This window comes from Streptomyces sp. NPDC017225 (genome assembly GCF_044331465.1).
Classification (GTDB): Bacteria; Actinomycetota; Actinomycetes; order Streptomycetales; family Streptomycetaceae; genus Streptomyces.
Genome location: NZ_JBIRNE010000027.1, coordinates 60750 through 81048 on the forward strand (window position 1 = coordinate 60750; position 20299 = coordinate 81048).

The following is a 20299-nucleotide window of genomic DNA, read 5'->3' on the forward strand; positions in this document are numbered from 1 at the left end:
CGGATGAGGGGTGGCCGCACGGTGCCGGCGCGGGCAGGGCCAGGACCGCGGCGGCCTGCGAGCCAGTGCGGTGGTGAAGGGAACCGGAGCTTCTCCTACGACCTGAGGGGAGAAGCGTTCCGGTCCCGTCGCACCGCCGCGGTCCCAGCCACCACCCGCCCCTTCGTAAAAGGGGCCCCGAGAACTCCGTCCGGCGGCGCGAACGACCTGTCGCGCCCAGACTCGCGCCGTCGGACGGACACCACGTCAAGATCCTTCACCGGCCGGAGAGCGCCGGATGCGGACGGTCCCGCATCCGGCGCTCTCCGGCGTTCGCCCGGGTGCCGTTCGCCCGGGTGCCGGGGTGCGGAACGCGCGCCCGCGCAGCAGCCTGGAGACATGGCAACGGCACACCCACCCGAACACCCTCGCATCGTGGTCCACGCCCCCGCCCTGGACGGGTCCCGCCGGGTCACCTCCGGCGACGGGACGCTGGGCGTCGCCTCGCACGTCGACGACGTCGCCGAGCTGTTGCGCCTGGCCGACCTCTACGTGACCGACGTCGAGGAGAGCGAACTGGTCGAGTGGCAGGGCGGCGGGCCGGACGACTGGCCGGGACTGCACGAGCACCATGAGCACCACGACGGCTGAAAGCGCGTAGGCGCCCTCGGCAGCGGGCACAACCCGGGCAATACGGGGTGGTCTCGGGGGTGGTCACATGGACGACGGCACAACGGTCCGGCTCGCACCGCACGAGGTCGCGCTGGTGCGCGGCGGCCCCCGAGCCGCCGTGACGGTCGCCGTGGTGGACCTCTATCTGCGAGGCGCCCTCGACGCCGGCCCGCCCGGCACCGTACGGGCCCTGGCGTCGGCGCCGGGGGCGGCCGCGGTGCCCCTCCCGCCCCTGGCCCAGGCGGTGCGGGAGTGTCTTCACGAGCCCCTCCCGGTACGGAGGCTGACCCGGCACCCGGACGTCCGCCTCGCGCTGGCGCTGACGCGCATCCCCCTGGCGGAGGCCGGGCTGCTGCGCTACCCGCTGCTCGGTCCGACCCGTGCCGCCCGCCGCCGGGTGCGGGCCCTGCGCGACTCGCACCCGCTGCCCACGAGCCGGCGCGGTATGACGGCCGACGACAGGCTGCTCGCCGTCGCCCTGCACGACGTGGCCGCCCTGCGCGTCCTGCTGCCCCGCTTCGCGCTGCGGGCGGGGCTCGTCGAGCGGGTGGAGGTGGCGGACAGGGGTCTGCTCAAGCACTCCCCGCCCGAACGCGGCAGCGGCTCGGGGGGCGGCATGGCGTACTACTGCGGGGGCGGCGGAGGCGGTGGGGGCGGCGGCGACTGAGCGCGAACGGCGGCAGGGCACGCGGAAGAGCGGCCCGTCCGTCAGGAACGGGCCGCTCTCGGGTACCGCGTACGGGTCAGACCTTCAGCGTCCGGATCGCGGTCGGGGCGTGCCCCGGCTCGGTCGCCAGCTCCTCGAACTCCACGACGTTGCCGATGTCGTTGGTGCCCGACATGGAGATGTTGGTGACGCGCTCCAGGATCGCCTCGACCACCACCGGCACCTGGTGCTCGGCGGCGAGCTTCTTGGCCTGCTCCAGGGCCGCGCCCAGCTCACCGGGGTCGGTCACGCGGATCGCCTTGCAGCCCAGGCCCTCGGCGACCTTGACGTGGTCGACGCCGTAGACGCCCAGTTCGGGCGAGTTGATGTTCTCGAACTCCAGGTTGACCTGGAAGTCGATCTCGAACGCCCGCTGCGCCTGCCGGATGAGGCCCAGGTAGGAGTTGTTGACCAGGACGTGGACGTACGGGATCTTGTGCTGCGCGCCGACGGCCAGTTCCTCGAGCATGAACTGGAAGTCGTAGTCGCCGGAGAGCGCCACGACCTGGGTGCCGGGGTCGGCCTTGGCGACGCCGAGGGCGGCCGGGACGGTCCAGCCGAGCGGGCCGGCCTGGCCGCAGTTGATCCAGTGCCGCGGGCGGTAGACGTGCAGCATCTGGGCGCCGGCGATCTGGGAGAGGCCGATCGTGGAGACGTACCGGGTCTCCGGGCCGAAGGCCTTGTTCATCTCCTCGTAGACGCGCTGCGGCTTGATCGGGATGTCGTCGAAGTGCGTACGGCGCTGGAGGGTGGCCTTCTTCTCCTGCGCGGCGGCGGCCCACGCGGAGCGGTCGGGCAGCTTCCCGGCCGCCTTCAGCTCCCCCGCGACCTCGACGAACAGCTCCAGGGCGGCCTTCGCGTCGGAGGCGATGCCGTAGTCCGGAGCGAAGATCTTGCCGATCTGGGTCGGCTCGACGTCGACGTGGACGAACTTCCGTCCGGCGGTGTAGACGTCGAGCTTGCCGGTGTGGCGGTTGGCCCAGCGGTTGCCGATACCGAGGACGAAGTCGGACTCCAGGAAGGTCGCGTTGCCGTAGCGGTGCGAGGTCTGGAGGCCGACCATGCCGGCGTTCAGCTCGTGGTCGTCGGGCAGCAGGCCCCAGCCCATCAGGGTCGGCACGACCGGGGTGCCGGTCAGCTCGGCGAACTCGACCAGGAGGTCGGCGGCGTCGGCGTTGATGACACCGCCGCCGGCCACGATCAGCGGGCGCTCGGCGGCGCACAGCATGCCGATCGCCTTCTCGATCTGGGCGCGGCTCGCGGCCGGCTTGTAGACCGGGAGCGGCTCGTAGGTGTCCGGGTCGAACTCGATCTCCGTCAGCTGGACGTCGATCGGCAGGTCGATCAGCACCGGTCCCGGCCGTCCGGAACGCATGAGGTGGAACGCCTGCTGGAAGACGCCGGGGACCTGGGCGGCCTCCAGGACGGTGACGGCCATCTTGGTGACCGGCCCCGCGATCGAGGCGATGTCGACGGCCTGGAAGTCCTCCTTGTGGATCACCGCGGTCGGTGCCTGGCCGGTGATGCACAGGATCGGGATCGAGTCGCCGATCGCCGAGTAGAGGCCGGTGATCATGTCGGTGCCGGCCGGGCCGGAGGTGCCGATGCAGACGCCGATGTTGCCGGCGTGGGTCCGGGTGTAGCCCTCGGCCATGTGCGAGGCGCCCTCGACATGGCGGGCGAGGGTGTGCTGGACGCCGCCGGAGGCCTTGAGCGCCGCGTAGAAGGGGTTGATCGCCGCGCCCGGCACACCGAACGCGTCCGTGACGCCCTCGCGCTTGAGAATCTCAACTGCCGCTCGGGCAGCGGTCATACGAGCCATCGAGTACTCCTGCTGTCGGCTGTCGGATTCGCACTCCCGTCGCGCCCCGCGGTGAGCTCTTCCGTAGCAACTTCCGTATAGTGAAATTTGTTTTCTACGATCTGGAAGTAATGTAAGTGGGTAGCTGGGCACCGTCAAGAGAGGACGATGGGGGCCATGTCCGAGACCATCTCGGTGTGCTGCACCTCCTGCGGGTGCCGGCACCGCTATACGGCACCGTCGTACCCCTGCGCGTGCGGGGCGCCCGTCGCCCCGGATCTCGATCCGCGCGGTACCGCGACCGCGGTCACCCACCGGGCGTGGGACGAGGAGTGGATCGGTGTGCGCTGCGCGGCCTGCGGGACCGAGAGCCGGTGGCCGCGGCCGGAACTGGGCTGCTCGTGCGGGACGGTGCTGTGCGTGCCGGTGGACCGCACGGCCGCGGGCCGGTCCGGGCGCACCCCCGGGTCGCGGGTCCCGGCCCACCGGGCCGTCCCGATCCGCACCGCCCGCGACGCGGTCACCGCCGCCGTCCTGTATCTGCGCGGGCTGGGCCACCGGGACGTCAGCCGCGCCGAGCAGCGGCCCGTCTCCGGCATCGGGCTGGCCGCGCCCGGCATCGTCGTCCAGGTGGATCCGACGGTGGACCCGGCCTCGGCGCGGGACGTGGAGTGCCTGTGGCTGACGGCCATGGCGGAATCCGCGGACTGCCTCTACTTCTCCCTCGCCGGGTACACCGAGGAGGCCCGCGCCCGCGCCGACCTGCTGGGCGTCCCGCTCTTCGTCCTCGATCCGACGGGTGTTCCGCGCCCGGTCAACGCGCCGGCCGTGACGCTGGACGCCGCGGCCGGCTGAACTCCCGCTCCGTACGGTCTGCTCGCCGTACGCTCTACTCGCCGTACGGCCTACGCTCCGTACCGCTCCCTCAGCTCGATCTTGCGCACCTTCCCCGAGACGGTCATCGGGAAGGAGTCGAGGGCCTGGAGGCGGCTGGGCACCTTGTAGTGGGCCAACTGCCCGTCGCAGTAGGCGCGCAGCTCCTCCAGGGTGAGCGGGTCGGCCGCGTCGCGCGGGATGACGCAGGCGAGGACCTCCTCGCCGTAGCGCTCGTGCGGTACGCCGACGACCTGGACGTCCGCGATCTTCGGGTGGGCGTAGAGGAACTCCTCGACCTCGCGCGGGTAGATGTTCTCGCCGCCCCGGATGATCATGTCCTTGATGCGGCCGACGATCTCCACGTAGCCGTCGTCGCGCATCACCGCGAGGTCCCCGGTGTGCATCCAGCGGCCCGGGTCGATCGCCTCGGCGGTCTTCTCGGGCTCCTCCCAGTAGCCGAGCATCACGCTGTACCCCCGGGTGCGCAGCTCGCCGGCGTCGCCTCGGGGCAGGGTCACGCCGGTCACCGGGTCGACGACCTTGACCTCGATGTGGGGCAGGACCCGGCCGACGGTGCCGGTGCGGTGTTCGAGGTCGTCGTCCATCCGGGTCTGGAGGGAGACCGGGGAGGTCTCCGTCATGCCGTAGCAGATGGAGACCTCCTCCATGTGCATCTCGGCGACCACCCGCTTCATGACCTCCACCGGACAGGGCGAGCCCGCCATGATGCCGGTGCGCAGGGAGGTGAGGTCGTACGAGGCGAAGTCCGGGTGGTTCAGCTCCGCGATGAACATGGTCGGGACGCCGTACAGCGACGTGCACCGCTCCCGCCGCACCGCCTCCAGCGTGGCCGCCGGTTCGAACGACGGGCCGGGGATGACGATGCAGGCGGCGTGGGAGGTGATGCCCAGATTCCCCATGACCATGCCGAAACAGTGATAGAACGGGACAGGAAGACACACTCGGTCCTGCTCCGTGTAGCCGACCGTACGGCCCACCCAGTAGCCGTTGTTGAGGATGTTGTGGTGGGAGAGGGTGGCGCCTTTGGGGAAGCCGGTCGTGCCGGAGGTGTACTGGATGTTGACCGGGTCGTCGCAGCTCAGCTCGGCGGCCGCCGCGGTCAGTCGCTCCGGCGGCACCGATGCGGCGCCCGCCGTCAGCGCGTCCCAGGACGGGTCGCCGATGTAGACGCTCTCGCGCAGTTCCGGGCACCTGGCTCGGACCTGCTCCACGATCGCCCGGTAGTCGCTGCCCTTGTGGGTGAGGGAGGCGATGAGCACGGTGATCCCGGACTGCTGGAGGACGTACTCCAACTCGTGTGCCCGGTAGGCCGGGTTGACGTTGACCATGATGGCGCCGATGCGGGCGGTGGCGTACTGGACGAGGACCCACTCGGGGCAGTTGACCGCCCAGATGCCGACCCGGTCGCCCTTGGTGACGCCCTTCGCCAGCAGTCCGCGCGCCACCTCGTCGACGTCCGTGCCGAACCGGGCGTAGGTCCAGCGCCGTCCGGACGGTACGTCGACCAGGGCCTCGCGGTCCGGGTGGGCGGCGATCGCGCGGTCGAGGTTGGCGCCGATGGTGTCGCCGAGGAGGGGGGTGGTGCTGGTGCCGTGGGCGTAGGAGAGCGTGGTCACCGGAAGTCCTCCTCGCGGTACTCGTCCTGGGAGCCGGCCGCCGTCGCCTCGCGGAGTTCGATGCGGCGGATCTTCCCGGAGACGGTCTTGGGCAGGTCGCCGAACTCCAGGCGGCGGACGCGCTTGTAGGGGGCGAGGACCTTCCGGGAGTGCTCGAACAGCGTCTTCGCGGTGTCCGGGCCCGGCTCCCAGCCGGCCGCCAGGACGACGTACGCCTTCGGCACCGCGAGACGCAGCTCGTCCGGGGCCGGCACGACCGCCGCCTCCGCGACCGCCTCGTGCTCCAGCAGCGCGCTCTCCAGCTCGAACGGGGAGATCTTGTAGTCGGATGCCTTGAAGACGTCGTCGCTGCGGCCGACGTACGTCAGGTATCCGTCGGCGTCACGGGCGCCGATGTCGCCGGTGCGGTAGTAACCGCCGGCCATCGCCTCGGCGGTGCGGTCGGCATCGCCGTGGTAGCCGGTCATGAGGCCGACGGGGCGCTCGGACAGGTCCAGGGCGATCTCGCCCTCGGTGACGCCGGGGGCGCCGGTGACCGGGTCGAGGAGTTCGACGCGGTAGCCGGGGCTGGGGCGGCCCATGGAGCCGGTCTTGAGTACCTGGCCGGGGCTGTTGGAGACCTGGACGGCGGTCTCGGTCTGGCCGAAGCCGTCCCGGACGGTCACGCCCCAGACGCGGCGGACCTGCTCGATCACCTCGGGGTTCAGCGGCTCACCGGCGGCGACGATCTCGCGCGGCGGAGTGGCGAGCTGCGTCAGGTCGGCCTGGATGAGCATGCGCCACACGGTCGGCGGGGCGCAGAAGGTGGTCACCCGGGCCCGGTCCATCTCGGCCATCAGGCGGGCCGCGTCGAAACGGGTGTAGTTGTACAGGAAGACGGTCGCCTCGGCGTTCCACGGCGCGAACAGGTTCGACCAGGCGTGCTTGGCCCAGCCGGGCGAGGAGATGTTCAGGTGGACGTCGCCGGGCTTCAGGCCGATCCAGTACATGGTGGCCAGGTGCCCGACGGGGTAGGAGACGTGGGTGTGCTCAACCAGTTTGGGGCGGGCGGTGGTGCCGGAGGTGAAGTACAGCATCAGCGGATCGTCGGCGGCGGTGGGGCCGTCCGGGGTGAAGGCGTCGAGGGCCGTGTACGCGTCCTCGTACGTCCGCCAGCCGGGCTCCGTCGTGCCGCCGACCGCGACGCGGGTGTAGTCGCCGGGTACGTCGGCGAACTTGCCGGTGTCCTCGGCCCGGACGATCACGTGCCCGACCCGTCCCCGGTCCACGCGGTCGCGCAGATCGGCGGGGCCGAGCAACGGGGTGGCGGGGATGACGACGGCGCGGAGTTTCATCGCGGCGAGCGCCGTCTCCCACAGTTCGGCCTGGTTGCCGAGCATGACGAGGACGCGGTCCCCGGGGCCGACGCCCCACTCGCGCAGCCGGTTCGCGACCCGGTCGGAGCGGGCGGACATCTCGGCGAAGGAGACCCGGACCTCGGTGCCGTCCTCCTCGACGATGTGCAGCGCCGTGCGCGTGTTGCCCTCGGCGACGACGTCGAACCAGTCCAGCGCCCAGTTGAAGTACTCGGGCCGGGGCCACCGGAACCCCTCGTGGGCGGCGGTGTAGTCCTCGCGGTGTTCCAGCAGGAAGTCCCGTGCGCTGCGGAACAGCTCCGTGGCCGTCGTCATCTGTCCTCCTCTGTGCCGGACCTTGCCGGGCGGCTCTGTGCCATCGTCTAATCCGTGATGTGAGTCTCACTACCCCCGATCGGGGGTGTGCGCCCCGGGACGGGCGCGGAGGAGGGCGGAACGGGTGGCGGTGGACGCGGCCGACATGGTGGAGATCCGCGGCGCGCTGACGCGGCTGCGGCGCACGACCGGGCTGCCGGTCGCCTTCGGCGGGCTGATGGAGAGCGGCCGGCGGCGGGTGCGCATCAGCGAGCTGAGCGGCACCGCCACGGCCGCGCTGAGCTCTCTCGCGGTGACCTCGGGCAACGGCCTGGGCGGCAAGGCGGTGGAGTTGTCGCGGCCGTGCGCCGTGACGGACTACTCCGTCTCCCGGCGGATCAGCCACGAGTACGACCTCCCGGTCGCCGCCGAGGGCCTGCGCTCGGTGCTGGCGGTGCCGGTGGTCGTGCGGCGCCGGGTGCGCGGGGTGCTGTACGGCGCCCTGCGCACGGCCCAGCCGCTGGGCGACCGCACGCTGAGCGCGGCGGTGGAGGCGGCGCGGGACGTGGAGCAGGCGCTCGTGCTGCGGGACGAGGCGGGCGAACTGCTGGCGGCTTCCCGGCCTCGGCCGGAGGGTGACCCGGTGGGTGATCCGGCGGATTCCGCGGTCCGGGAACGGGTGCGGGAGGCGCACGCGGCGCTGCGGGCCCTGGCTCCCCGGATCCCGGACCCCGCGCTGCGGGAGGAGTTGCTGCGCGCGTGCGGGCTGCTGACCGCGGACGGCGCACCCGCGCGGGAGGTCCGGCCGGCTCCCCGTGAGGTGGACGTGCTGGCCTGTGTCGCCGCGGGGGCGACGAACGCGGCGACGGCGCAACGGCTCGGCGTACGGCCGGAAACCGTCAAGAGCTACCTGCGCTCGGCCATGCGCAAGCTCGGGGCGCGCACCCGCGGTGAGGCGGTCGTCGCGGCACGCCGGGCGGGGTGGCTTCCGTAGCCCTCTCGCCGGGCGCCGCCACGGAGTATTTCCGGGGCTTTCGCATTCGGCGCCGCCGGTTGTCGTTTGCCTCACCTCCTCGTCCCCCCGTAATTCGACGGCCGTTGCCTAACATTGGCCGGGACACGACATACGGAGGGAGCGGTCACCGTGCGACGGGACTTCGCGGAGTCTGCCGGGTGCCGCTTCGACCTGGTCATCGGGCGGGAGGAGTCGTTCGGCGCGGCGCGCGAGCAGCTCACCCGGGGCGGCAGTGTGCTGCTGCACGGGCCCGCCGGAATTGGAAAGTCGACCGTACTGCGGACCCTGGCCGCCGAATACGCGCGCACCGCGTACACCGTGTTGCGCTGCTCGGCCACCGAGTCCGAATCCCATCTCCCCTTCCTCGCCCTCGCCGATCTCCTGGGCCAGGTCCTGGACGAGGTGTCGGGCGCGCTGCCCGCCGCCCAGCGCACCGCGCTGGAGTCGGCGCTCACCGGACGCGGCGAGTCCACCCTCCAGCGCGACGGGCTGGCGCTGCGGCTGGCCGTGCTCTCCGCGCTGCGCGCGCTCGCCGCCGCGGGGCCCGTGCTGGTGGTCGCCGACGATCTGCAGTGGCTCGATCCGGCCAGCGCCGAGCTCCTGGGCTTCGCCGCCCGCCGCCTGGGCGACACTCCGGTACGGCTGCTGTGCGCGGCGCGGACCGAGGGCCCGGAGACGGAGGGCGCGGCGTACGACCGCCATCTGCGCGCGTCCCCGCCGGACACCCGCGCCGTGCGGCTCGGCCCGTTGACCCGCGCCCAGGTGTCGGCGCTGCTGGACGAACGCGGCTACGCGGGCCTGTCCCGTTCCACCGTCCGCGAGATCCACCGCACCAGCGGCGGCAATCCGCTGTTCGCGCTGGAGCTGGGCCGGGCCCTCGCCGAGAGCCCCACTCCGCCCCGGCCGGGTGAGCCGCTGCCGGTGCCGACCTCGCTGCGCGCCCTGGTCCTGAGCCGACTGGAGATGCTGTCGGACGACGCGCGCCGCACCCTCCTGGTGGCCAGCGCCGGCGCCCGCCCCACTCCGGCCCTGCTGCACGCGGCGGGCCGGGAGAACTCCGAGGCCGAGACCGCCCAGGCGGCGGCGCTGGGGCTGCTGGCGACCGATCCGGAGGGTCCGGCCGTACGGTTCGCGCATCCGCTGATCTCGGCCGCGCTGTACGCCGAGGCGCCGGCGCCGGAGCGACGGGCCGCGCACGCCGCGCTGTCCACGGCGGCCTCCGACCCGATCGAACGCGCCCGGCACCTGGCCCTGTCGACCACCGGCACGGACCCGCGGGTGGCGGCCCGGCTGGCGGAGGCCGCCGCGCTGGCCCGGGACCGCGGGGCGCCGTCGGTGGCCGCGTCGCTGGGGCTGCTGGCGGCGCGGCACACCCCGGCGGACGGCGCCCCGGGGCCGGACGAGCGCCGGCTGACGGCCGCCGAGGACGCGATCACCGCCGGTGAGCCGGACCTCGCCCGGGACATCGCCCGCGAGGTGCTGACCCGGGCCGGCGCGCCCGGCGAGCGGGTACGCGCCTGGATGGTGGTGATCGAGGCGGCCGGGCAGGCCATCGGCGAGGTCGACGCCGTCTTCCCGCAGGCCCTGGCCGACGCGGGCGACGACCCCCGGCTGCTCGCCCTGGTCCACTACCAGCTGGCCTGGCGCTCTCTGGTGGTGCAGGGCGACTTCGCGCAGGGCCGCGAGGAGGCCGCGCACGCGGCCCGGCTGGCGGCGCGGGCCGGAAACCGGCGCACCGAGCTGCTCGCGCTCGCGCTCCAGGCGCAGGCGGAGACGCTGATGGGGCATCCGGACGCCCCGGCGACCATCGGGCGGGCGTTGCAGGAGCCGCAGGACCCGCGGGTGGCGTGCCATCACAACGGGGCCGGCTCGTCCAGGTTCCGGTGGCTGTTGATGAGCGACCGGCTGGCCGAGGCGCGGACCACCGCCACCGCGCTGCTGCGCGAGGTGCGCCGGCGCGGCATGGCCGAGAGCGAGGTCCACTATCTGCGCTTCCTCTCGGAGACCGAGCTGCACTCCGGGCACTGCGGCCGGGCCCTGGAACTGTCCCGGGAGAGCCTGACGCTGGCCCGGGACGCGGGTATCGGCGAGGGCGCGGGCGCGATGCAGGCCGCGCTGGCCGAGGCCGCCGGCGGTGACGTGGAGCGGGCGCTGGCGCTGGCGCGGGAGGCGGTGCGGCGGGCCGAGGAGGACGGCGACGCGGTGTACCTGTCGCGGGCGCTGGCGGCGCTCGGCCACGCGAGTCTGGTGGCGGGTGACGCGCGGGCGGCCGTACGCGCGCTGCGCCGGGTACGGGAGCTGGAGGCCGGCGCGGGCATCACCGACCCGGCGCGCGGCCGGTGGCAGGGCGACCTCGCCGAGGCGCTGGTGCGTACCGGGGAGCCGGCCGAGGCGCAGGACGTCATCGAGGTCACGCGCGCGCACGCGTTGCGGCTCGGGCGGGAGAGTGTGCTCGCGGTGCTGGACCGGGCCGAGGCCCAGGTGCGGGCGGCGCGGGGGGAGCACCGGTCCGTCGTCACCCGGTTGACCTCGGCGCGGGAGCGGCTCGCCGGGCTGGGCTTCGGCCTGGAGGAGGCGCGGGCGGCCTTCGCGCTGGCAGAGCTGCACGCCGGCCGGCCGGGGCGGGCGCCGGGACCGGCTCCGTACGACGAGGCGGCCCGGCTGTTCCGGCGCTGCCGGGCGCTGCCCTGGCTGCGGCAGGTGGAGGAGGCCGTCGCGGCGGGGGCGGCCGGATCACCGCCGCCCGCGCCGGCCGCCGTGCCCGACGGGCTGGTCTCTCTCGCCCCGATGGAGCGTCAGGTGGCGGCGCTGGTCGTGGAGGGGGCGACCAACCGGGAGATCGCCGCCCGCCTGTTCGTCAGCGTCAAGACGGTCGAGGCGACCCTGACCCGGGTCTACCGCAAACTGGGGATCCGGTCCCGGGTCGACATCGTCCGACTGGCGGCGGGCAGGCGGACCGGAACCGAATGAGCCGGGGCGGGTCCGCCGGGTGAGCGGGACGGCCGGTTCCACCGGTTGGGGGCAGTCGGGTTTACGTAGGGCCGACCGAGGGTTTTCCCTGCCCGGCTCCCCTAGGGGCTTCCCTCATTGGGCGGTCGCCACCGCCGGTTCTAGCGTGAGCACGTGCCGCTCGCCCGGGCATACGGGGGTCTGTCCCGAGACCCCCGTACCACCCCCCACGCCCGTGCGACCCCCCACCGGCAACCCGACCTGAGGCCTGAGGCCTGAGGCCTGAGGCCTGACCTTCGCGGCCCGGCCCTGGATTTCCTGAGTACCCCTCAGGTGCGAGACCGGGGGGCGTTGCGAGCCTCCACGAGCGGCCCGCAACGCCCCCTTACCATGTCAGCCGCGTAGCGTCCCGAAGCGGATGCCGTACGCGGCCTCGGGGTGCATCGTCGCCAGCATCCGCTCCCCCTCGGCCGCGACCTCGTCCCGCGTCCCCCTGGTGAGGTCGTCGAAGGCCTCGACGACGAGGGCGTCGTCCTCGAGCTTCCACAGTCCGGCCACGAGGCCGTCGACGAGCAGGACGCGGTGGGCCACGTTCTTCGTCCAGGTGCGGCCCTTGTGTGCGGGCGGGACGACGCGGGTGCGGTCGGCGTGGGAGAGGAGCAGGTTGTCGAACTCGGGCAGGAAGCGCGGCGGTGCAGGCGTGTCCGGGTCGGGACGGGGCGCGTCGGGGAGGTCGAAGAGTTCGGCGCCGTCCGGTCCCCGGAAGGTGACGAGCCGGGGGCGCAGCCGTTCGAAGGCGTCCCGGAGCCGGGTCACGCCCGCCCAGGTCTGCATGTCCTTCACGGAGGCGGGCCCGAAGGCGGCCAGATAGCGCAGCACGGTGTCGTCCACCGCGGGCGCCGGCCGCGCGGGGCGTCGGAGCCAGTGCTCGGCGGTGGTGAGTGTGACCTGAGCGCTCCTGCCCCACAGCCCGCGCGGTGTCACCTGCACGAGCGGAAGCCGGCAGCGGGCGGCGACGGACAGGGCCCGCGGGTCGGCGTCGGGCCATTGGGCGAGGAGTGCCTCGCGCAGTTCCGCCATGGTGCGCGGTGTGTCCTCGACCAGTTCGCGGGCGAGGGCGGCGAGCCGGTCCAGGTCGACGTCCACGAGTCCCTTGCGGAAGTTGCCCAGTTCGCGGTCCCGGGCGGCCTGTACCAGCGGCCGCAGGGTGAGGCAGTCGTCGGCGGTGTGGGTGTGGATGGTCGAGCGCATGGTGACGAGGCGGGCGACCCGGCGGTCGGCCATCGGCCCGGAGAGGTCGTCGGGCGTGAAGCCCTCGAGGCGGGCGGCGAGCGCGTAGTACGGAGGTTTCACGTTCTGCGCCTGGAGGCCGACGAGATGTGCGACGGCGGCCTCGGCGGACATCGTCGCGCGGCGCAGCAGCGACTGCCGGGCCAGGGTGGCGCGGCCCAGGGCGCGGGTGCCGAGGACGGGAGCCGTCGTTCGTGCCTTGGTCGTCATGCTGTGCACGGTAGCGGCGGTCGCGGACGGCTTCTGGCCGCGAGAACGGTGCCTGGCGTCGCCGTTTCAGCCACCGGCACGGTGTGAACCGTCCCCGCTCTCCTCGCAGGTGCGCCGGTAGCTGAGCTGTGGGAGAAGGTCGTGCCAGGTGGCCGGGGTGAGGTCGCCGCCGGTGCGGGAGCAGATGTGACGGGCCGTCCGGTCCGTGTCGAGCGTCCAGAGCCGGGCCGTGAGGTCGTGGCTCGCGGAGGCGAGGCTGTCCCCGTCGGAGCTGAACGCGACCGAGGTGACCGTCTCCAGGTGGCCGCCGAGTTCGTGCCCGAAGGGTTCGGCGCGGGCGGGGTCCGCGACGTTCCACAGGCGTACCGCGTGGTCCTCGCCGCCGCTGGCGAGGGTGCGGCCGTCCGGGGCGAAGGCCACGGAGGTGACGCCGCCGCGGTGCCCGGTCAGTTCCTCGCCCAGCGGGCGGGCCCGGCCGGGGTCCGTGACGTCCCACAGCCGTACCGTGCGGTCCCGGCCGCCGGTGGCGAGGGTGCGGCCGTCGTCCGGGGAGAACGCCACGGAGTTGACCCAGTCGCCGTGCGCGGTGAGGGGCTCGCCCACGGGACGGGCCCGGTCGCGGTCGCTCACGTCCCACAGGCGGGCCGTCTTGTCCTGGCTGCCGGTGGCGAGGGTGCGGCCGTGGGGCGCGAAGGCCACGGAGGTGATCCAGTCCGCGTGGGCGACCAGGGGTTCGCCGAGGGGGCGTACGTCGCCCCGGCCGCGTACGTCCCACAGCCGCACCCTGCCGTCCGCGCCGCCGGTGGCGAGGGTGCGGCCGTCGGGGGCGAAGGCGAGGGTGAGGACACCGCCCGGGTGCGCGTCCGGGAGGGTGCCGGCGGGGGCGGGGCGGGTCGGATCGGAGACGTCCCACAGCCGTACGGTGCCGTCCTCGGCACCGGCGGCGACCGTGCGGCCGTCCGGGGCGAAGGCCGCGGTCAGTACGGGGGCCTCGTGGCCGGTGAGGTGGCGCGGGAGCGGGCGGGGGCGGCCCGGCCGGCCGACGTCCCAGAGCCGGACCAGGGCGTCGTCCGTGCTGGCGGCGGCGAGCAGGCGGCCGTTCGGACCGTACGCCACGGAGGTGAGCGGGTTGGTGAAGTCGGTGAGGACGTTCTCCGGCAGATGCCAGACGCGGACGCTGCGGTCGGCGCCGGTGGTGGCGAGGGTGCGGCCGTCGGGGGCGAACGCCAGGTCCCACAGGCCCTCCGTGTGCCCGGTCAGCGGCTCGCCCGTCTGCTGCGGGTACTCGGGATTGGCCACGTTCCACAGGACCACGGTGTCGTCCTGCCCGGCGCTGGCCAGGGTGTGTCCGTCCGGGCTGAAGGCCACGCCCCACACGGCGGCGGAGTGCGCGGTGAGCGGATCGCCCAGCGGGCGCGGGCCGTCCGTGCCGGACACGTCCCACAGCCGCACCGTCTCGTCGTAGCCGGCGGTGGCCAGGGTCCGGCCGTCCGGGGAGAACGCCACCGACCAGACGGCCTCCTCGTGTGCGCGCCGCGGCTCGCCGAGCGGGGTCATCCCGTCGGCGGTGTCCAGTCGCCACATGCGTACGGTCCCGGTGTGGCCGGCCGTGGCGAGGGTGCGGCCGTCCGGGGCGAAGGCGATGTCGCGGACGCTGCGGGCGTCGGCGCGGGCCGGTTCGCCGAGTGGTGCGGGCCGGGCCGGGTCGCGCAGGTCCCACAGGCGGGCGGTGCCGTCGTCACCGGCGGTGGCGAGGGTGCGGCCGTCCGGGGCGAAGGCGACGGCGACGACGGACTGCCCGTCGTGGCTGACCAGGGGCCGGCCCACGGGTCGCGGCCGCGCGCGGTCGCGTCCCACGTCCCACAGCCGGACGGCCCCTCCGTGCCCGGCCGCCGCCAGCAGGGTGCCGTCGGGCGAGTACGCCACGGCGCCCACCGGGCCGCCGGTGATGCGCAGCGGTTCACCGAGCGGCTCGCCCGCACCCGGACCCGCCGCGCCCGGTCCCGCCGTGTTCCACAGCCGTACGGTGCCGTCGTGGCCGCCGCTGGCGAGGGTGCGGCCGTCCGGGGCGAACGCCACGGCGCTGCCGATGCCCTCGTGCCCGGGCAGCCGGGTGGACAGCACCCGGCCCGCGTCCGCGGTGAGCCGGGTGAGCAGGTCGGGGGTGGAGCGCATGCCGAGCGCGGCGACGTCGAGCCGGGCGGTCAGCGCGGTGTTGGTGCCGCGCAGCCGGTCGGCCTCCGCGGTGATCCGGCCGAAGACGGCGTCGTCCCGCTCGGCCTGCGCCGTGGCCCGTGCCCGCAGGGCGGCGACGGCGGTGCCCGAGGCGACCAGTACCAGCAGGGCGAGGGCTGCCGACAGGCCCCGCCGGAGCCACACCCCGCGCCGCCGCCGGCCCATCGAGGCGGCCAGGAACTCACTCTCCACCGGCGTGAGTTCCGCACTCCGGTGGTCCTGCGGGAAGGCGTCGTGGGCGGCGGACAGGCGCGAGCCGGCGTAGAGCGCGGCGTTCTCCCGGCCGAGGGTCAGCCAGGTGCGGGCGGCTTCGGAGAGCGCCCGGTGGACGCGCAGCCGGTCGCGTTCGGCGTCGATCCAGCCGCGCAGGCGGGGCCAGGCCGTGATGAGGGCCTCGTGGGCCAGTTCGACGGTGCCGTCGTCGAAGGTGAGCAGCCGCGCCCGCACCAGCCGGTCCAGCACGGCACGGGCGCCGTCGGGGTCGCCGAGGTCCAGTTCCGCGTGCTCGGCGGGCCGCCGGGTGTCGGGGGTGCCGTCGCCCGGCGCGACGAGCCGCAGCAGGACGCGGCGGGCCAGGTCGGCCTGGGGGGCGGTGAGTTCGCCGTACACCTCCTCGGCGGTGCGGACGACGGCGCCGCGCAGCCCGCCGGCCGCCTCGTACGCGGACTCGGTCAGGGTCCGGCCGGTGCGGTGCCGCCAGGTCTCCAGCAGCGCGTGCGACATCAGCGGCAGCCCACCCGGCGCGTCCTCGACCTCGTCGATCAGCCGTGCGGTCAGGGCGCGTTCGACGACGAGTCCGGCCGCGGCGGCCGGCCGGACGACGGCCTCCCTCAGCTCCTCCCGGCACATGGGACCGGCGAGCAGGGTTGCGTCCTGCAACGCGGCGGTCAGACCGGGGTGTTCGGCGCACCGCCCCAGGAAGTCGGCGCGTACGGCGATCACCACCCGCACCGAGCCGCCGGGAGCGGTGGCGTCGAGCAGCCGGCCGACGAAGGCGTTCCGCTCGGCCGGGTCCGCGCAGAGGGTGTACAGCTCCTCGAACTGGTCGACGATCAGCCAGGTGTCCGCGTCCGTGTCCGGCACGGGGACCAGCCGGTCCGCGTGGGTGCGCCACGGGTTCGTGCCGGGGGTGAGGACGCGCACGGCCGCCGGCGGGACGGGGGCGTCCGGGCCGGTTCCCGGCGCGCGCAGGCGCGGGATCAGGCCGGCCCGCAGCAGGGAGGACTTGCCGCTGCCGGAGGGGCCGAAGACGGCGGTGAAGCGGTGCCGGCGGGTCAGCCCGGTCAGCCGGTCCACGAGCCGGTCGCGCCCGAAGAACAGGTCGGTGTCGTCCGGTTCGTAGCGCGCCAGGCCCCGGTACGGCGGTCGCGTGTCCTCGTCCGCGGCGGCGAGGGCGGCGGCCTCGGTGCTGGTCTCGCGCCAGCGCCGCTCCCACTCCTCGGGGTCACCGCCGCAGACGTCGACGTAGGCGAGGGTCACCGCGAGGGTGGGGAGCTGCCGGCCGGCCGCCGCCTGGGACAGGGCGGTCACCGAGAACGGGACCTTCTCCGCCATCGTCCGGTACGTCGGACGCCCCACCGACTCCCGCAGGGCGCGGAGTTCCGCGGCGAACCGCTGCACCGGTCCGGCCCCCGGGTCGACCCGTCGCTCCCGGCGTCCCACTCCGCGTCCGCTCACGTGTCGCCGCCCACCCCGTCGTCGCTCTCGGTTCCCGTCCGGGCGCCCACGGTAGGGACCCGCCGGACGGGGCGGCAACCGGACAGGTGTTCACCGGGGGGTGGCGCACGGGGAGTTCACGGCGCCTTCACCGGGGTTCCGCATTGTTCAGTGCCGCGGCCGGGCTGCTGAACAACGGTGTGCCGGGGTGGAATCGATGGCCGGGGGAGTGCGGGGCGGCGCGAGGGCCGTGTCCATGGCGGCCGCGCCACCCCGCACCCACTTCACCCGGTTTCAGGGAAAGGCACATGGGGGCAAGGCACATGGGGGCAAGGCACATGAGGGAAGTGATCCGATGACCACCGACGCGACCCGCCGGCCGCGGAGCGTGACGCCGGCGGTGGTGCTGCTGGTCCTCGGGACGTTCGTCGCGGCGACGGTGGCGGCCGACCCGCGGGGCAGACCGATTCTGGTGCCGCACTTCGCGATCTGCCTCTGGTTCGCGATCCGGGCCGGCCGGGGACGGCGGACCGCCCGGATCGCGGTCACGTGTCTGACCGTGCTGCTCCTCGTACTCGCCGCGCCGTTCGCGCTCGACGGTCCGCTGTACGGCGGCGGCACCCTGCTCCTCGCCGCGGCTCTCGCGGTCCCGGGCCTGGTCCTGCTGTACCTGCCGGCCGCCGACGCGTACGTCCGCGCCCACACCGAGGAGGCCGGGACATGACCCACCCGCCGTACGGCGAACCGGAGTACCCCGAGTCCGGGTATCCCGGGTCCGGGTATCCCGAGTCCGAGTCCCCCGGCCCGGACCGGCCGCCCGCGCCGGCCCGGGAGCCCCGGGAGCCCGATCCGCTCGCCGTCGCCGTCGGCAACGCCTCGCTGCTCGGCGCCGGCTACCTGATCATGGGGCGCCGGGGGCTGTTCTGGGCCGCCGCGGTGGTCACCGTCCCACTGGTGTGGCTGGTGGCCGCGAAGGCCGAGACATGGTGCGAGCTGGTTCTGCTGCTGTGGTGGGCGGTGGTCGTCGCCCACGGATGGCGGCTGGCGCGGCGGCACCCGGCGGCGGGCCCTCGGCGCGGACAGCGGGTGCTCGCGCTCGCCCTCGCCCTCCCCGTGCTGGTGACCGCCGGGGGGCTGCGCTTCGACGCCCACGGGATCGCGGACGCCGTCGAGGAGGCCCGCGAGGACGGGGACTGCGTGGCCGTGGTGACCGCCCAGGAACGGGTGGGGCCGGGCCACCGGCTGGCCGCCGCTCCGGTGGCCGCCCGCGGCGACACCGTGGTCGAGGCCTGCGAGCGTCTGGACACGGCCGCGGGCTATCTGAGCGGCGGGCTGGGCGGTGACCTCGGCATGCTGAAGACCGGCTTCGGCCGGCTCGGCACGGTCCTCGGCGAACCCGGCAACGAACGGACGGTCGAGGCGACCCTGAAGCACTTCCTCGGACGGCTGCCCACCGCGGACGGCTGCCGGACCGTGCGGATCGCGGACTGGCTGCGGGACCGCGAGAACGGCCCCGAGGACCTGAGCGGCCCCTCGTCCGCCACCGCGGCGCGCATAGCGCCCGAGGCGCTCATGGAGTGCGGTGACACCCTCATGACCGACAAGGAGTGGGCGAACGCGCGCGACCGCTACCGGCGACTGCTCGACGAGCACCCCGGCGACGAGCGCGCGGAGGAAGCCCGTGCGGGGATCAGGAAGGCCGGTCTGGCCATCGAACTGGACAACGTCCGGGATCTGGTGGCGGCGGCGGACGGAATGAACACCGGGTACTGCCGGAAACCGGCGAAGTACTCGCAGGCGCCCGCCCACCGCGAGGGCGCCAACCGCGCCCTGTTCGTGGGCGACAGCGAGTACACGGACAAGCTGCCGGACGGATGGCACGCCACCGACGCGGCCAAGGCGGCGCTGGTGGTGTGCGTGGACTCGGCGGGCATGGGGAAGACCGTGGAGACCTGCCAGTACCGGGACGACGACGAACGCGTCCGCAGCGTCACGTTCCGTGAGGTCGAGGTCCGGGTGAAGGCCTACGCGCTGCGGACCGGGAAGCTCGTGACCGACCGCAAGCTGCGGATCAGCGGCTCCAGCTGCCCGTACTTCATCTCCTACTACGGCAGTCCGCCGTCGCAGCGGTCCGTCACGCCCTCGGACTCCGACGTGCGCGACGCCTTCGAGCCGGTGGTCGAGCGCTGACCGCGCCGGCCGGTGACCGGTGATTGCCCAGCCGCCGCCGGGGCACCCGGGGACACTGTGCGCGGACGAGACAAGACCCTGGTGACCGGCTGGTTCAGCTTCCTGCACGGGGAGGCGACCGCCGGGGACGTGCTGGCGCTGCGGCGGGTGGAGGAGGTGCTGCGGGGTGCGGGGCTCCCGTACGACGTCGTATGGAGCCCGGGGTTCCGGGCGGACGCCCTCCACTTCGCGGACCTGGACCCGGCGGCGTACTCCCGGCTGGTCTTCGTGTGCGGGCCGGCGCACGGGCCGCAGGTCGAGGAGTTGCACCGACGGTTCGCGCACTGCGTGCGGGTCGCCGTCGGAGTCTCCGTCGTCGACCCCCGCTCCCCCGCCGTCACCGGCTTCCACCGGGTGCTGGCCCGGGACGCCGCCGGCGCCGTGCCGACCCCGGACCTCGCCGCCCGCGCGCCCGCGCTGCCCGCCCGGCCGGTGGTCGGGGTGGTCCTCACCCACGGGCAGCACGAGTACGGGGGGCAGCGGCGGCACGAGGAGGTCGCCGCGGGGCTGACGGGCTGGCTGGCCGGCAAGGACTGTGCCCGGCTGGAGCTGGAGACGCGGCTCGACGCGCACGACTGGCGGCTGTGCGGCACACCGGCCCAGCTGGAGGCCGTACTGGCCCGGCTGGACCTGGTCGTCACCGACCGGCTGCACGGGCTGGTCCTGGCGCTGCGGGCCGGGACGCCGGCGCTGGCGGTGGACCCGGTCGAGGGCGGTGCGAAGGTGACGGCACAGGCGCGAGCCTGCGGCTGGCCGGCGCTGGTGGCCGCCGAACGGCTGTCGGAGGGCGTGCTGGAGCACTGGTGGGACTGGTGCCTGACCGGTGGGCGGGAGGAGGCCGGGCGGATCGGCGCCGGGTTCCGGTCGGCGGAGCCGGTCGCGGACACCGCGGACGGTCTCGTGGCGGCGCTGGGAGCGCGCCCGGACGGTTAGCCCCCCGGCCGCGCGGGCACTCGGCCGACCGTCGGTCCGCCCCCGGGAGGAGACATCGTGAGCATCGGCCGGCTCCCCGGTCACGAGCAACGCGTACTCGACGAGGTGGAGCGGGCGCTGCGCCGCGACCGCCGGCTGGACCGGCGCCTGCGCACCCTGCGGCCCGGCCGCCGCCCCGACCTCACCCGCCTGGCGTCCTACCGCCCCCGCGCCCTGACCGTCCTGCTGCTGCTCGCCCTGTCGGTCACCCTCATGGTGACCGGCATCGTCACGTCCCGCCCCGGTGTGATCTGGGCCTTCGCCGCCGTGTGGCCGTCGACGCTGTTCGCGGTGTTCCGGCTGCTGTGCAGGTGGACGGAGGGCTAGAGGGTGTGGAACTGCTCGCGTTTGACTGCGTATGAGTGTGTTCTGGCGTGTGTGAGTGAGTGCGGGGGTGCGGTTCGGAGGCGGGATGTGCTGTGG

Annotated in this window: 14 protein-coding genes; 9 read left to right on the forward strand and 5 right to left on the reverse strand. The window is 74.4% G+C overall.

Annotated elements, in window-relative coordinates; all coding sequences use genetic code 11:
• Positions 1–378 precede the first annotated feature (378 nt).
• Positions 379–630, forward strand: a complete 252-nt coding sequence (locus ACH4NX_RS34830) for a hypothetical protein (RefSeq protein WP_351399507.1) — start codon at positions 379–381, stop codon at positions 628–630.
• Between the two features lie 67 nt (positions 631–697).
• Positions 698–1318: a TIGR04222 domain-containing membrane protein gene (locus ACH4NX_RS34835; protein ID WP_398130026.1), complete on the forward strand. Its 621-nt coding sequence runs from the start codon at positions 698–700 to the stop codon at positions 1316–1318.
• 76 nt (positions 1319–1394) lie between these two features.
• Here the strand turns inward: ACH4NX_RS34835 and gcl are convergent, their stop codons facing one another.
• Positions 1395–3179: a glyoxylate carboligase gene (gcl, locus tag ACH4NX_RS34840; protein WP_398130027.1), complete on the reverse strand. Its 1785-nt coding sequence runs from the start codon at positions 3177–3179 to the stop codon at positions 1395–1397.
• A 147-nt stretch (positions 3180–3326) separates the two neighbouring features.
• On the opposite strand from gcl, the gene ACH4NX_RS34845 reads away from it, so the two are divergent.
• Entirely contained in the window at positions 3327–4013 is a 687-nt protein-coding gene (locus tag ACH4NX_RS34845) for a hypothetical protein (protein ID WP_398130028.1), read from the forward strand.
• A 50-nt stretch (positions 4014–4063) separates the two neighbouring features.
• Here ACH4NX_RS34845 and ACH4NX_RS34850 read toward each other — a convergent pair whose 3' ends face one another.
• Both ACH4NX_RS34850 and ACH4NX_RS34855 read right to left on the reverse strand, forming a co-directional pair.
• On the reverse strand, positions 4064–5671 hold the full coding sequence (locus tag ACH4NX_RS34850; RefSeq protein WP_398130029.1) for an AMP-binding protein: 1608 nt from the start codon (positions 5669–5671) through the stop codon (positions 4064–4066).
• Complete coding sequence (locus ACH4NX_RS34855) at positions 5668–7341, reverse strand: AMP-binding protein (RefSeq protein ID WP_398130030.1); 1674 nt, start codon at positions 7339–7341, stop codon at positions 5668–5670. The genes ACH4NX_RS34850 and ACH4NX_RS34855 overlap by 4 nt, the downstream gene beginning before the upstream one ends.
• 145 nt (positions 7342–7486) lie before the next feature.
• Between ACH4NX_RS34855 and ACH4NX_RS34860 the strand changes: the two genes are divergently transcribed.
• Together ACH4NX_RS34860 and ACH4NX_RS34865 are read left to right on the forward strand one after the other, a co-directional pair.
• The gene (locus ACH4NX_RS34860) at positions 7487–8314 is read left to right on the forward strand and encodes a response regulator transcription factor (protein ID WP_398130038.1); all 828 of its coding nucleotides are present in this window, start codon (positions 7487–7489) and stop codon (positions 8312–8314) included.
• A gap of 150 nt (positions 8315–8464) precedes the next feature.
• Positions 8465–11305 (forward strand): AAA family ATPase, encoded by a 2841-nt coding sequence (locus ACH4NX_RS34865; protein WP_398130031.1) that lies wholly within the window; start codon positions 8465–8467, stop codon positions 11303–11305.
• Positions 11306–11677: 372 nt separating this feature from the next.
• On the opposite strand, the gene ACH4NX_RS34870 is transcribed toward ACH4NX_RS34865, so the two are convergent.
• Both ACH4NX_RS34870 and ACH4NX_RS34875 read right to left on the reverse strand, forming a co-directional pair.
• Positions 11678–12784 carry a winged helix DNA-binding domain-containing protein gene (locus ACH4NX_RS34870; RefSeq protein WP_398130032.1) on the reverse strand — a complete coding sequence of 369 codons (1107 nt, stop codon included), beginning with the start codon at positions 12782–12784 and terminating at the stop codon, positions 11678–11680.
• A gap of 66 nt (positions 12785–12850) precedes the next feature.
• On the reverse strand, positions 12851–16696 hold the full coding sequence (locus ACH4NX_RS34875; RefSeq protein WP_398130033.1) for a WD40 repeat domain-containing protein: 3846 nt from the start codon (positions 16694–16696) through the stop codon (positions 12851–12853).
• Positions 16697–17030: 334 nt separating this feature from the next.
• On the opposite strand from ACH4NX_RS34875, the gene ACH4NX_RS34880 reads away from it, so the two are divergent.
• From ACH4NX_RS34880 to ACH4NX_RS34895, 4 genes are read left to right on the forward strand one after another with little or no spacing between them, the layout of a single operon-like run.
• Positions 17031–17399, forward strand: a complete 369-nt coding sequence (locus ACH4NX_RS34880; RefSeq protein ID WP_398130034.1) for a hypothetical protein — start codon at positions 17031–17033, stop codon at positions 17397–17399.
• Positions 17396–18865, forward strand: a complete 1470-nt coding sequence (locus tag ACH4NX_RS34885; protein WP_398130035.1) for a tol-pal system YbgF family protein — start codon at positions 17396–17398, stop codon at positions 18863–18865. The genes ACH4NX_RS34880 and ACH4NX_RS34885 overlap by 4 nt, the downstream gene beginning before the upstream one ends.
• 57 nt (positions 18866–18922) lie before the next feature.
• Positions 18923–19837: a polysaccharide pyruvyl transferase family protein gene (locus ACH4NX_RS34890; protein ID WP_398130036.1), complete on the forward strand. Its 915-nt coding sequence runs from the start codon at positions 18923–18925 to the stop codon at positions 19835–19837.
• A 57-nt stretch (positions 19838–19894) separates the two neighbouring features.
• Entirely contained in the window at positions 19895–20203 is a 309-nt protein-coding gene (locus ACH4NX_RS34895) for a DUF3040 domain-containing protein (RefSeq protein WP_398130037.1), read from the forward strand.
• Positions 20204–20299 lie beyond the last annotated feature (96 nt).